General features: G+C 74.2%; 12 protein-coding genes. 10 read left to right on the top strand and 2 right to left on the bottom strand.

Going from position 1 to position 13494, the window contains the following annotated elements; translation table 11 throughout:
- Positions 1-45 precede the first annotated feature (45 nt).
- From ABT014_RS30875 to ABT014_RS30845, 7 genes are all read left to right on the top strand, one after another.
- Positions 46-1611 (top strand): PucR family transcriptional regulator, encoded by a 1566-nt coding sequence (locus ABT014_RS30875; RefSeq protein WP_350642585.1) that lies wholly within the window; start codon positions 46-48, stop codon positions 1609-1611.
- 171 nt (positions 1612-1782) lie between these two features.
- A complete protein-coding gene (locus ABT014_RS30870; protein ID WP_350642584.1) occupies positions 1783-3225 on the top strand; it encodes an aldehyde dehydrogenase family protein in 1443 nt (480 codons plus the stop codon).
- A gap of 169 nt (positions 3226-3394) precedes the next feature.
- Complete coding sequence (gene dxr / locus ABT014_RS30865) at positions 3395-4621, top strand: 1-deoxy-D-xylulose-5-phosphate reductoisomerase (RefSeq protein WP_350642583.1); 1227 nt, start codon at positions 3395-3397, stop codon at positions 4619-4621.
- Between the two features lie 43 nt (positions 4622-4664).
- Entirely contained in the window at positions 4665-5969 is a 1305-nt protein-coding gene (locus tag ABT014_RS30860) for a M50 family metallopeptidase (RefSeq protein WP_350642582.1), read from the top strand.
- Positions 5970-6113: 144 nt separating this feature from the next.
- Positions 6114-7274, top strand: coding sequence for a flavodoxin-dependent (E)-4-hydroxy-3-methylbut-2-enyl-diphosphate synthase (gene ispG / locus ABT014_RS30855; protein ID WP_350642581.1), 1161 nt, complete (start codon positions 6114-6116; stop codon positions 7272-7274).
- 139 nt (positions 7275-7413) lie between these two features.
- Positions 7414-8289 (top strand): GNAT family N-acetyltransferase, encoded by an 876-nt coding sequence (locus ABT014_RS30850; protein ID WP_350642610.1) that lies wholly within the window; start codon positions 7414-7416, stop codon positions 8287-8289.
- Between the two features lie 97 nt (positions 8290-8386).
- Positions 8387-8953, top strand: coding sequence for a GNAT family N-acetyltransferase (locus ABT014_RS30845; RefSeq protein WP_350642580.1), 567 nt, complete (start codon positions 8387-8389; stop codon positions 8951-8953).
- Here the strand turns inward: ABT014_RS30845 and ABT014_RS30840 are convergent.
- Complete coding sequence (locus ABT014_RS30840; RefSeq protein ID WP_350642578.1) at positions 8926-9852, bottom strand: aminoglycoside phosphotransferase family protein; 927 nt, start codon at positions 9850-9852, stop codon at positions 8926-8928. The two genes, ABT014_RS30845 and ABT014_RS30840, sit on opposite strands and share 28 nt — an antisense overlap.
- A 94-nt stretch (positions 9853-9946) precedes the next feature.
- On the bottom strand, positions 9947-11131 hold the full coding sequence (locus ABT014_RS30835; RefSeq protein WP_350642576.1) for a ferritin-like domain-containing protein: 1185 nt from the start codon (positions 11129-11131) through the stop codon (positions 9947-9949).
- A gap of 242 nt (positions 11132-11373) precedes the next feature.
- Here ABT014_RS30835 and rimP point away from each other — a divergent pair, with 242 nt between their 5' ends.
- From rimP to ABT014_RS30820, 3 genes are all read left to right on the top strand, one after another.
- Complete coding sequence (gene rimP / locus ABT014_RS30830; protein ID WP_350642574.1) at positions 11374-11973, top strand: ribosome maturation factor RimP; 600 nt, start codon at positions 11374-11376, stop codon at positions 11971-11973.
- Positions 11974-12024: 51 nt separating this feature from the next.
- Complete coding sequence (nusA, locus tag ABT014_RS30825) at positions 12025-13023, top strand: transcription termination factor NusA (RefSeq protein WP_350642573.1); 999 nt, start codon at positions 12025-12027, stop codon at positions 13021-13023.
- Positions 13024-13111: 88 nt separating this feature from the next.
- Positions 13112-13405 (top strand): YlxR family protein, encoded by a 294-nt coding sequence (locus ABT014_RS30820; RefSeq protein ID WP_350642608.1) that lies wholly within the window; start codon positions 13112-13114, stop codon positions 13403-13405.
- Positions 13406-13494 lie beyond the last annotated feature (89 nt).

Genomic DNA, 13494 nt, shown 5'->3' with positions numbered 1-13494 from the left:
CGCCCGGCCGCAACGGCGCGGCCTGGTCGAACCACCGAAGGTGCCATGCCCCCCACACTCGCCTCCGTCGTCCGCAACACCGCGCTCCACCTCACGGTCCTGGCCGGCGCGGACCACCTGGAGCGGCCGGTCCGCTGGGTGCACACCAGTGAGCTGGACGACCCGACGCCCTTCCTGGAGGGCGGCGAACTCCTCCTCACCACCGGCATCAAGCTCGGCAAGAGCGCGGCCCGCCTCCAGGCGTACGTACACCGGCTGGCCGACGCCGGCGTGGTGGGGCTCGGGCTCGGCGTCGGGCTCTCGCACACCGAGGTGCCGCAGGCCCTGGTGGACGCGGCCGCCCAGCGCGGGCTGCCGCTGCTGCGGGTGCCCGAGGCGACCCCGTTCATCGCGATCTCCAAGGCGGTCTCCGCGGCGCTGGCCGCCGAGCAGTACGAGGCGGTCACCACCAGCTTCGAGGCGCAGGAGGAGCTGACCCGGGCGGCGCTCGGCAAGGACGGCACCACCGCGGTGGTCCGCCGGCTGGCCGCCCGGCTCGGCGGCTGGGCCGCGCTCTACGACGGCTCCGGCGCGCTCTCCGCGGTCGCCCCCGACTGGGCGGCCCGCCGGGCCGGCCGGCTGGCCGCCGAGGTGGACCGGCTGCGCCGCCGTCCGGCCCCGTCCAGCGCCGCGCTGCAGGGCCGCTCCCCGGGCATCGACACCGCCGACGAGGACTACGTGGTGGTCCAGTCGCTGGGCGCCGACCGGCGGGCCCGCGGATTCCTCGCGGTCGGCACCGAGGACCGGATCACCCCGACCGAGCGGTACGTGCTGAACGCGGCCGTCGCGCTGCTGACGCTGACCCTGGAGCGCTCCCGCGAGCTGCGTCAGGCCGAGGAGCGGATGGGCGCCGCGCTGCTGCGGATGGTGCTGGCCGGCGAGGTGGTCACCGCCCGGAAGGTGGCCTCCGGCCTGTTCGGCGGGCTGCCGGAGGGGACGATCCGGGTGCTGGTCGCCGGGGCTGCGGCCGGCCCGGAGGCGGCCGAGGCGCTGAGCGAGCTCGGCGACCGCGCCGAGCAGGCCGGCGGCAAGGTCGGTGAGCGGCTGCTGGTCTCCCGGGAGGAGGGCCCGCACGGCCCGCGGCTGATGGTGCTGGCGCTCGACAACGGCGCCGCGCACCGGGCCTGCCTGGGCGCGGTCGAGGAGCAGGAGGGACTGTCGCTCGGTGTCTCCGCGCCGGCCGCGCTGGAGGACGCGGGCACCGCGTACGCGCAGGCCGAGCGGGCGCTCGCGGTGGCGCAGCGCGGCGGCCGGCGCTCGGTCGACCACGAGGAGGTCGGGGCGGGCTCGCTGCTGCCGCTGCTCGGCGAGGAGGCGGTCACCGCCTTCGCCGAGGGGCTGCTGCGCCCGCTGCGCGACCACGACCGGACCGCCCGCGGCGACCTGGTGGCCAGCCTGCGCGCCTGGCTGTCGCGGCACGGGCAGTGGGACGCGGCCGCCGCCGACCTGGGGGTGCACCGGCACACCCTGCGTTACCGGATGCGCCGGGTCGAGGAGCTGCTGGGCCGTTCGCTGGACGACACCGATGTCCGGATGGAGCTCTGGCTCGCCCTGCGCGCCGGGGAGGACTGACCCCCGGCGCGGCAGCCGCCGGAGCCCCGCCCGGGATCTGCCACCGTGGAGTGGCCGGGCGGGGTTCCGCTCCTCCGCGTCCAATCCGGTTCGGGCCGTCCGGGTCCTACCGTGGGTGGCAGGCTCCCCGTCCGTGGAGCCGCAGACGACGAGGAGAGGGCCGGTACGACCGTGACCACCACGCATGAGTTCTGGCTGGCCGGCCGCAAGGCGAGCGGCGACGGGGACTTCGAGGTCCGCCACCCGTACGACGGCAGCCTGGTGGGCAAGGTCAGCGTGCCCACCGACGCCCAGGTGGAGGAGGCGGTCGCGGTCGCCGCCGCTGCCGCGCCGGTCTTCGCCGCCACCCCCGCGCACGTCCGCGCCGCCGCGCTGGACCAGGTGTCCAAGCGCCTGGCCGAGCGCACCGAGGAGATCGCCCGTCTGATCACCGCGGAGAACGGCAAGCCGATCAAGTGGGCGCGCGGCGAGGTCGGCCGGGCCGTTTCGGTGTTCCGCTGGGCCGCCGAGGAGGCCCGCCGGACCAACGGCGAGACCATGCGGCTGGACACCGACCCGGGCGGCACCGGCCGCTTCGCGGTGGTGCGCCGCTTCCCCAAGGGCGTGGTGCTGGGCATCGCCCCGTTCAACTTCCCGCTGAACCTGGTCGCCCACAAGGTCGCCCCGGCGATCGCCGTCGGCGCCCCGATCATCCTCAAGCCCGCCCCGGCCACCCCGCTGTCCGCGCTGGTGCTGGGCGAGATCCTGGCCGAGACCGAGCTGCCGGCCGGCGCGTGGAGCGTGCTCCCGGTGCCGAACGAGAAGATGCCGGCGCTGGTCCAGGACGAGCGGCTGCCGATCATCTCGTTCACCGGCTCCGACAAGGTCGGCTACCAGATCATGGACTCGGTGCCGCGCAAGCACGTCACCCTGGAGCTCGGCGGCAACGCCGCGGCGCTGGTGCTGGCGGACTGGTCCTCGGAGGCCGACCTGGAGTGGGCGGCCACCCGGATCGCCACCTTCGCCAACTACCAGGGCGGCCAGTCCTGCATCTCGGTGCAGCGGGTGATCGCGGACGCCGCGGTCTACGACGCGCTGGCCGAGAAGGTCGTCGCCAAGGTCCAGGCCCAGGTCACCGGTGACCCGGCCGACGACGCGGTGGACGTCGGCCCGCTGGTGGACGAGAACGCCGCCAAGCGCGTCGAGGCCTGGGTCGAGGACGCCGTCGCCAAGGGCGCCAAGGTGCTCACCGGCGGCACCCGGGACGGCGCCAGCTACGCGCCGACCGTGCTCGCCGAGCTGCCCGCCGACGCGATCCTGGCCACCGCCGAGGCCTTCGGCCCGGTCCTGTCGCTGCACCGGGTGGAGTCCACCGAGGAGGCCTTCGCCGAGGCCAACAACTCCGCCTTCGGCCTCCAGGCCGGCGTCTTCACCCACGACGTGCAGGTCGCCTTCCGCGCCCACCGGGAGCTGGAGGTCGGCGGCGTGGTGATCGGCGACGCGCCCTCCTACCGGGCCGACCAGATGCCGTACGGCGGCGTGAAGGACTCCGGCGTGGGCCGCGAGGGCGTCCGCTACGCGATGGACGACTTCACCTACGAGCGGGTCCTGGTGCTCACCGGCCTGGATCTCTGAGACCCGGCCCTCGACGCCCCGTCACCGCGCGCCGGTGGCGGGGCGTCGGCGCGCCCACCGGACCGCACGCCCACCCGGGCCGCGAGCCGTGCCGGGAACCGTGCCCGATCGGTCCTCCGGACGGGGGGAGCGGCCACGGCGCCCCGGCGGGCAGGACACAATGGGCTCCATGAACTCGCTCGCCCACCCGCAGCTGCGCTTCACCCCGACCGTCCAGGACCCCGCCGGCCCGCGGGAGCTGGTGATCCTCGGCTCCACCGGGTCGATCGGCACCCAGGCCATCGACGTGGTGCTGCGCAACCCGGACCGGTTCAAGGTGGTCGCGCTGTCGGCGGCCGGCGGCCGGGTCGCGCTGCTCGCCGAGCAGGCGCTGCGCCTGGGCGTGCACACGGTGGCGGTGGCCGACGAGGCGGCCGTGCCCGCGCTGCGCGAGGCGCTGGCGGCGCGGGCGCCGGGCGGCGCGCTGCCGCGGATCCTGGCCGGCCCCGAGGCGGCCACCGAGGCGGCCCGGATCGCCTGCCACTCGGTGCTCAACGGCATCACCGGTTCGATCGGCCTGGCGCCCACCCTGGCGGCGCTGGAGGCCGGCCGGGTGCTGGTGCTGGCGAACAAGGAGTCGCTGATCGTCGGCGGCCCGCTGGTGAAGGCGCTGGCGAAGCCGGGGCAGATCGTGCCGGTCGACTCCGAGCACACCGCGATCTTCCAGGCGCTGGCCGGCGGCACCCGGGCCGAGGTCCGCAAGCTGGTGGTCACCGCCAGCGGCGGCCCGTTCCGCGGCCGCACCCGCGAGCAGCTGGCCACCGTCACCCCCGCGGACGCGCTGGCCCACCCGACCTGGGCGATGGGCCCGGTGATCACGATCAACTCCGCCACCCTGGTGAACAAGGGCCTGGAGGTGATCGAGGCGCACCTGCTGTACGACGTGCCGTTCGACCGGATCGAGGTCGTGGTCCATCCGCAGTCCGTCGTCCACTCGATGGTGGAGTTCTCGGACGGCTCCACGCTGGCCCAGGCGAGCCCCCCGGACATGCGGATGCCGATCGCGCTCGGCATCGGCTGGCCGGACCGGGTCCCGGACGCGGCCCCGGGCTGCGACTGGACCAAGGCCGCAACCTGGGAGTTCTTCCCGCTCGACGACGAGGCCTTCCCCGCGGTGGAGCTGGCCCGCGAGGTGGGTACGCTCGGCGGCACGGCCCCGGCGGTCTTCAACGCGGCCAACGAGGAGTGCGTGGACGCTTTCCTGAAGGGCCGGCTGCCCTTCACCGGGATCGTGGACACTGTGGCCAAGGTGGTCGCCGAGCACGGCGCCCCCGCGGGAACTTCGCTGACCGTGGCGGACGTACTCCACGCGGAGGACTGGGCCCGGGCCCGCGCCAGGGAGCTGGCAGCGGGTTGAGCGGCACGGACGGCGAGCGGAACGGCATGACGGAGGATCAGCGGTGAACAACCTGATGTGGGTGCTGGGCATTCTGATCTTCCTGGTCGGCCTGCTCTTCTCGATCGCCTGGCACGAGCTCGGCCACCTCTCCACGGCCAAGCTGTTCAAGATCCGGGTGCCGCAGTACATGGTCGGCTTCGGGCCGACCGTCTGGTCCCGCAAGAAGGGCGAGACGGAGTACGGCTTCAAGGCGATCCCGCTCGGCGGCTACATCCGCATGATCGGGATGTTCCCGCCCGGGGCCGACGGCCGGATAACCAAGCGCAGCAGCTCGCCCTGGCGCACCATGATCGAGGACGCCCGGGAGGCCTCCTACGAGGAGCTCCAGGAGGGCGACGAGGACCGCCTGTTCTACACCCGCAAGCCGTGGCAGCGGGTCATCGTGATGTTCGCCGGCCCGTTCATGAACCTGATCCTGTCGGTCGCGCTCTTCCTGGCCCTGTTCATGGGCATCGGCCAGCAGATCGCGGTGCCGGTGGTCGCCTCGGTCAGCCAGTGCGTGGTCAAGACCGGCGAGCGCACGGACGTCTGCCCCGCCGACGCCCCGCTGTCCCCGGCCAACAAGGCCGGCCTGCACAACGGCGACCGGGTGCTCTCCTTCGGCGGCGATCCGATCTCCACCTACCGCCAGCTCCAGGACGACATCCGCGACGCGGCCGGGCGCACCGTGCCGATCGTGGTGCAGCGCGACGGCGCGCAGGTCACGCTCTCCGCCGAGATCGCCACCAACACGCTGCCGGTGATGGACAAGGACGGCTACGCGGTCAAGGGGCGGACGGTCGAGGCCGGCTTCCTCGGGATCACCCCGGCCGAGGGCGTGCACCACCTGTCGGTCGGCGAGAGCGCCGACCAGATGGTCGCGATGGCCGAGCACGGCGTGACCTCGCTGGCCGCCCTGCCGAGCAAGATCCCCGGGCTCTGGCACGCGGTGGTGGACGGGACCCCGCGCTCCACCGACGACCCGATCGGGATGGTCGGCGCGGCGCGCCTGGGCGGCGACGTGTTCGCGATGGACCTCCCGGCCACCCAGCAGCTCGCCTTCTTCGTCCAGCTGCTGGCCGGCATCAACCTCTCGCTGTTCCTGTTCAACATGCTGCCGCTGCTGCCGCTGGACGGCGGGCACATCGCGGGCGCGCTCTGGGAGTCGGTCCGCCGCCGGTTCGCCGCCCTGGTGCGCCGGCCGGACCCGGGTCCGTTCGACGTGGCCCGGCTGATGCCGGTGGCCTACGTGGTGGCCGGGATCTTCATCTGCTTCACGGCGCTGGTGATGGTCGCGGACATCGTCAATCCGGTCAAAATCAATTAAGTCTTGTCCGCCACGGCCGAGTGTGCTCCGCCGCTCGGCCGTGGCGTACCTTTGTAAGCCGGGCGCGCCCTTCCGCGGCCTGCCCGGCCGGGCCCGACCCGTCGGCCCGCTCACCCAAACCTCGACCTGGGGAACCCTGCGCACATGACCGCGATCTCGCTCGGTATTCCGTCCCTGCCGCTCAAGCCGTTGGCCAAGCGCCGCGTCTCGCGCCAGATCATGGTCGGCAACGTCCCGGTCGGCGGCGACGCCCCGATCTCGGTCCAGTCGATGACCACCACGCTGACGTCCGACATCAACGCGACGCTGCAGCAGATCGCCGAGCTGACCGCCTCCGGCTGCCAGATCGTCCGGGTCGCGGTGCCCTCCCAGGACGACGCCGACGCGCTGCCGATCATCGCCAAGAAGTCCCAGATCCCGGTCATCGCGGACATCCACTTCCAGCCGAAGTACGTGTTCGCCGCGATCGACGCCGGCTGCGCCGCCGTCCGCGTGAACCCCGGCAACATCAAGGCCTTCGACGACAAGGTCGGCGAGATCGCCAAGGCCGCCAAGGCCGCCGGCGTCCCGATCCGGATCGGCGTCAACGCCGGCTCGCTCGACAAGCGCCTGCTGGAGAAGTACGGCCGGGCCACCCCCGAGGCGCTGGTGGAGTCCGCGCTGTGGGAGTGCTCGCTGTTCGAGGAGCACGACTTCCGCGACATCAAGATCTCGGTCAAGCACAACGACCCGGTCGTGATGATCAACGCCTACCGCCAGCTGGCCGCTGCCTGCGACTACCCGCTGCACCTCGGCGTCACCGAGGCCGGCCCGGCCTTCCAGGGCACCATCAAGTCCGCGGTCGCCTTCGGCGCGCTGCTCGCCGATGGCATCGGCGACACCATCCGGGTCTCGCTCTCCGCCCCGCCGGCCGAGGAGATCAAGGTCGGCAACCAGATCCTGGAGTCGCTGGGCCTGCGCGAGCGCGGCCTGGAGATCGTCTCCTGCCCGTCCTGCGGCCGTGCCCAGGTCGACGTCTACAAGCTCGCCGAGGAGGTCACCGCCGGCCTCGAGGGCATGGAGGTGCCGCTGCGGGTCGCCGTCATGGGCTGCGTCGTGAACGGCCCGGGCGAGGCTCGTGAGGCCGACCTCGGCGTCGCCTCCGGCAACGGCAAGGGCCAGATCTTCGTCAAGGGCGAGGTCATCAAGACCGTCCCCGAGTCCAAGATCGTCGAGACCCTGATCGAGGAGGCGCTCAAGCTCGCCGAGCAGATGCAGGCCGACGGCATCGCCTCCGGCGCCCCGGTCGTCACGGCCGCCGAGTAACCGCCGCCGGGCCCGCCGGCCGGGTCCCGCGCTGGGGCCGTCCGCCCACGGACGGCCCCACAGCCTTGTCTGCGTCCCTCAGGGGAGTAGGGTGCCGCAGAGTTGTACCAGAGAGGTGCCCGTGCTCGATCGAGGTGTGATGCTCCCCGGCCCGTTCCAGGTCGCCCGGGCCCTGTCGGCCACCCGCGTGCTGGAGGCCCAGGACCTCCCCGAGGCCCTGGAGATCCTCCACCGCGACCCGGTGGCCAATGCCTTCGTCGCCACCCGGGTGGAGGCGGTCGGGCTCGATCCGTGGCGGCTCGGCGGCGAGATGTGGGGCTGGACCGGCGAGGACGGCCGGCTCGGGGCACTCTGCTACGCCGGGGCGAACCTGGTACCGGTCAACGCCGGTCCGGAGGCCGTCCGGGCGTTCGCCGAGCGGGCCCGCCGGCAGGGCCGCCGCTGCTCCTCCATCGTCGGGCCGGCCGAGTCCACCGCCACCCTGTGGGCCCTGCTGGAGCGCAGCTGGGGCCCGGCCCGGGAGGTCCGCGGCCACCAGCCGCTGATGGCCGCCGAGGCCCCCGCCACCGAGGTGGCGCCGGACCCGCTGGTGCGCCGGGTGCGCAAGAACGAGATCGAGAACCTGATGCCGGCCTGCGTGGCGATGTTCACCGAGGAGGTCGGCATCTCCCCGCTGGCCGGCGACGGCGGCCTGCTCTACCAGGCCCGGGTGGCCGAACTGGTCGGCGCCGGGCGCTCGTTCGCCCGCTTCGACGAGGACGGCGGGGTGGTCTTCAAGGCCGAGATCGGTGCCGTGACCGCCGGCGCCTGCCAGATCCAGGGCGTCTGGGTGGCCCCCGAGCACCGCGGCCGGGGCCTGTCCGAGACCGGCATGGCGGCCGTCCTGGAGATCGCGCTGCGCGAGGTCGCCCCGACCGTCTCGCTGTACGTCAACGACTACAACGTGCGCGCCCGGGCCGCCTACCGCCGGGTCGGCTTCCGCGAGGTCGGCGCCTTCATGAGCGTGCTGTTCTGACCCGGTGGCCGGCCGGCCACCGCCCGGTGTCCGGAGGGGCACCACCCGGCGTCCGGCCGATCGCCCGGGGATCGGGTGAAGTAGTAACGTCCGGGGCATGAAGCAGCTGACCGAGGTGACGATCGAGGCCATCGATCTGGCCGCGTGGGCGCCGGCGGCGCTCGAGGTGCAGGCGGTCGCCTTCGGCCTGGGCCCGGCGGAGGTCGCGATCCGGCTGCCGCTGGTCGGCCGGCATGCGCTCCAGCCCGGGGTGATGGCGCTCGGCGCGATGTCCGCCGGCCGGCTGGTGGGCTTCGGCTACGGGATGCCCAACCACCGCGAGCACTGGTGGAGCACCGTGATCGAGCCCTACCTGGAGGCCGCCGGCCACGGCGACTGGCTGGACGGCGTCTTCGCGATCACCGAACTCCACGTGCTGCCCGAGTTCCAGGGCCGCGGCGTGGGCAGCACGCTGATCCGGACGCTGTGCGAGCGCTCCGGCAAGGACCGCTCGATCCTCTCCGCGATCGACGCCGAGACCCCGGCCCGGCGGCTGTACCGCGCGCTCGGCTACCGGGACCTGGCTCGCGCGGTGCGCTTCCCCAACACCCAGCGCCCGTACGCGGTGATGGGCGCCCCGCTGCCGCTGCGGCCGGGTCACAGCCAGGACGCGAACTCCAGGTAGAGCTCGGCCTGCTCCCGGGCCCCGGTGGACAGGTGCCACAGACCCGCCTCCACGGTGCGGAACAGGGTCCAGCCGCGCAGCCGGTCCTGGTCCACCTCGACCGCGCCGGCCAGCTGCTGCAGCCGGCGGCGCAGCGCCCCGCGCTGGCCGGGGGAGCCGGCCAGGGTGTCCAGCCGGTCCCGGGCCAGCCGGGCGAGGTCGTAGGCGCGCTCGCCGACCAGCGGCCGCGGGTCGATCGCCAGCCAGGGCGAGCGGTCGGCGGCGAGCACGTTGCCGTGGTGGAAGTCGCCGTGCAGCAGCAGCCGTTCGGGCTCGTCGGCGAGCAGGCCGGCGGCCGTCTCCAGCGCCTCGTCGATCAGCGGCCGGGCCGCGGCGGCCTCCGGCAGCCCGCGCCGCTCGCGGATCAGCTCGGACAGGCCCGCCACCCGTTCGCCGACCGAGGTGAACGGATGGCCCTCGCCGGGCGGCACCCAGAGCCGCTGGAGCAGTCCGACGGCCTCCAGCATCGCCTTGGCCTCGGCCAGCGAGCGCAGCGGGATGTCGCCGTGCAGGCGCTCCAGCACCAGGACCCCGTGCTCGGGTTCGGCGGCCAGCAGCAGGACCGCCCCGCGCCCCGCCCAGTGGGCCAGCGCCGCGTGCTCCTGGTCGGTCTCCCGGTTGACCACGCCCAGCTTCAGCACGGCCGGGGCCAGGTCGTCGGCGCGGTGCACGTAGCCCACCAGGCTGATCCGGCCGCCGGGTTCGCAGATCCGTTCCAGCACCAGCCCCCGGCGGGCGAGCTGGTCGGCGAACCGGCCGGGCAGGTCGGCCAGCCAGGCCAGCCCGGCGTCGCCCTCCCAGAGCCGGACGGTCCCGGTCAGGCGCTCGGGGACGGTGATCCGCCCTGGCTGTGCCGTCATGCTGGCCTTTCGCTGGGTCCGTCCCTCCCGGTGTGCCCGCCCATTCTCGGGCATCGGGTCGATTCTGCTGGTCAGGCGCTCGGTGCCGGGCCGGTCAGTGGCTCGGCGAAGCGGCGGCGGAGGCCGAGGTCGGGGCCGGGACGGAGCCCGAGGGGGAGCCGATGGCGGGTGCGGGCAGGCCGGGCAGGGCCGGCGGTTCCGCTCCCCAGTGCTGGGCCCGCAGCGCGCTCTCCCGCAGGGCGTCGGCGGCCTGCAGCCGCAGCGGGCCGGTCCCGGTGCCGACCAGATCGGCGTAGACCGTGGTCAGCCGGGTCTCGATGTGGGCGGCGAGCTGCCCGGCGGTGGCCCCGTCCTTGACCTGGAGCGGCAGTCGGTAACCGGCCGCGGCCGGGGTGGGGCTGGCACCGCCCGCCCCGAGCAGGCGCTGCCAGCCGTCCCGCCGGGCCTGGTGGGCGAGGTAGTCGGTGCGGCCGTCGTCGCGGGGCTTGCCGACCGGGAGGAAGGCGCAGACCACGCCGTAGCCGTACACCGCGGCGTGCTCGGCGGCCAGCGCCGACTGGGCGCCGGCGGCGCCGGTCGACGGCAGGGCCGAGGGCTGGGCGGAGGGCGCCGCGCTCCCGCCGGCCGGGGCGCCGGCCGGGGCGCTGGTGGGGGCGGTGCCCGGGGCGGTCGTCGGGCCGGTGGGCGAGGCCGCGCCGGAGGGGGCGGCCGTGGCAGGGGCGGTGGCGGGGCCGACCGGGCCGGTGTCGCCGAGCCGGCCGGCGTGCACCGCGCCGGCCGCGGAGACCGAGGCCAGCAGCTTGGCCAGCGCGGGGGAGGCGGCGGCCAGGTCGGCGAGCCGCGCGGTCGCGGTCTGCCGCTCGGCGGCGGCCAGCGCGGCCACGGTGGTGACCGGTGCGGTGCTGGCCGGTGCGGAGGCGGGCGGTGCGGTGGTGGCCGGTGCGGTGGTGGGCGATCCGGCCGCGGCGGAGGCTGCGGGGGTCCCGGTGGCCGTGGGCAGGCCCTCGGCGAGCGCGGCCCGGTGCTGCACCACCTCGGCCCGCAGCTGCTTCAGCAGGTCGGCCCGGCCGGCCGCGCCCGGGCCGGCGAGCACGCCGTCGTAGCCGGCCAGCAGCGCGTCGGTGGCGGCCACCGCCCGGGTGCGCAGCGGCAGGTCCTGGTCCGCCCGGTGCTGTTCGCCGTCGCCGTCCTCGTGGTGCCCGCCGGTGCAGGCGCACAGCAGGTGGCTGCCGGCGAGGGCGCCGAGGATCAGGAACGCCCGCCGGGTGGGGGACAGCATCGAACGGCTCCCGTCTGCCGGACGGGGAGCCGGTCGCCCCCCTCCGCTCCGTGAATCATTACCGGACCCACACAACGCCGAGTCCGGATGGACGCTATCCGTCCACTGTGACCTTGCTCGCAGCGGGGTCCGTCGGGCGGCCCGCGGTCAGGTCGGAATCGGCGTTTCGGGGGTCGGCCCGATAGGCTCTGCTCTCAGTTAGCACCTTCGACAACAGCAGACGCGCCCGAGGAGTCACCCGGATGAGCACCACCCAGACCGATCGGTTGCGCGCGCTGCTGGAGCCCCTGGCCGCCGAGGCCGGGCTGGACCTCGAAGCCGTCACCGTCACCCAGGCCGGCAGCCGCCGCCAGGTGCAGATCGACGTGGACGCCGACGGCGGTGTCGACCTCGACGCGATCGCCGAGTTCAGCCGCCACGTGGGCCAGGTGCTGGACGAGTCCGACCTGATGGGCGCCGCGCCCTACCTGCTGGAGGTCGGTTCCCCGGGTGCCGAGCGCCCGCTCTCCGAGCCCCGCCACTGGCGCCGGGCCGAGGGCCGGCTGGCCAAGGTGCACCTGACCGACGGCAAGGAGATCGTCGCCCGGGTCCTGGAGAGCGACGAGGACGGCGTGCTGGTCGAGGTCCAGCCGGTGAAGGGCCGCGGCCGTCCCAAGGAGCGCCGGCTGGCCTGGGCGGAGATCGACCGGGCCCGGGTGCAGGTCGAGTTCAACCGCAAGGACGACGAGCTGCTGGACGCGGCCGAGGACCTGGTGGACGACGCGGACGACGCCGACACCGACGGCGCGGACTTCGAGGACGACGACGCCTCCGCGGGGGCGGACGAGGGTGCGGACCGGTAGTCACCGGTCGACGAGCACTGTGAACCTGATGAGTGAAGAGGAGGCGTAGCCGTGGACATCGACATGAGCGCCCTGCGTGGGCTGGTTACCGAGAAGGGCGTTCCGTTCGACCTGCTGGTCGAGTCGATCGAGTCGGCGCTTCTCATCGCGTACCACCGCACCGAGGGCTCGCGCCGCCGGGCGCGGGTGGAGCTGAACCGCAAGACCGGTCACGTCACGGTGTGGGCGCTGGAGGACCCGGCGGAGCTGGACGAGGGCGTGGAGCCGAAGGAGTTCGACGACACCCCGAGCGGGTTCGGCCGGATCGCCGCCTCCACCGCCAAGCAGGTGATCCTGCAGCGTCTGCGGGACGCCGCGGACGACCAGACCTTCGGCGAGTACGCGGGCAAGGAGGGCGACATCGTCACCGGTGTCGTCCAGCAGGGCAACGACCCGAAGAACATCCTGGTGGACATCGGCAAGCTGGAGGCCATCCTGCCGCCGCAGGAGCAGGTCCCCGGCGAGGACTACCGGCACGGCACCCGCCTGAAGTGCTACGTGGTGGGCGTGCGCCGCGGTGTCCGCGGGCCGTCCGTGACCCTGTCGCGGACCCACCCGAGCCTGGTGAAGCGCCTGTTCGCGCTGGAGGTGCCGGAGATCGCCGACGGTTCGGTGGAGATCGCGGCGATCGCCCGCGAGGCCGGCCACCGCACCAAGATCGCCGTGTGGTCCCGCCGTGCGGGCCTGAACGCCAAGGGCGCCTGCATCGGCCCGATGGGCGGCCGGGTGCGCAACGTGATGGCCGAGCTGCACGGCGAGAAGATCGACATTGTCGACTGGTCGGAGGACCCGGCCGAGATGGTCGCCGCCGCGCTGTCGCCCGCACGGGTGACGAAGGTGGAGATCGTGGACCTGGCCCAGCGCTCCGCCCGGGTGATCGTGCCGGACTACCAGCTGTCGCTGGCGATCGGCAAGGAAGGGCAGAACGCCCGCCTGGCCGCCCGCCTCACCGGCTGGCGGATCGACATCCGCCCGGACACCGAGGTGCCCGCCGGCGAGGACCGGGAATAGCGCCGCGTACCCCGCGCTTCACCACCCGTGCTCCCCGCCCTCGGCCGGCGGGGCGGCGGCATGTCCCTTCGGAGGGGTAGACTTGATTCTGTCTGGCCGGACGCATGTCCGAGCATGCCCGGAACGCACCTGCGTGGGCTGCCGCAAGCGAGCGGCCAAGCACGAGCTGTTGCGTGTCGTTGCGGTCGAGGGCGTGTGCGTCCCCGATCCGCGCGGCACACTGCCGGGCCGGGGTGCGCATCTGCACCCCGAGCCGGGCTGCCTCGACCTCGCGGTACGCCGCCGGGCGTTCCCCAGGGCCTTCCGGCTCCAGGGTCCGCTCGACACCGACGCACTGCGGGCCTGTGTCGAGGCCCGGGCGGGCGGTTCGCCGACGCCCTGAGGAGACAGATCACCCGTAACACGCACACAGCGCACGGCGGCGGCACGCCGTGCGTCACGTCAGGTACCTCGCGAGTTGGAAGTAGGTCG

It is taken from the genome of Kitasatospora sp. NPDC094015 (assembly GCF_040304075.1).
In the GTDB taxonomy this organism is placed as follows: Bacteria; Actinomycetota; Actinomycetes; order Streptomycetales; family Streptomycetaceae; genus Kitasatospora.
This window is presented reverse-complemented; position numbering and strand designations above follow the sequence as displayed.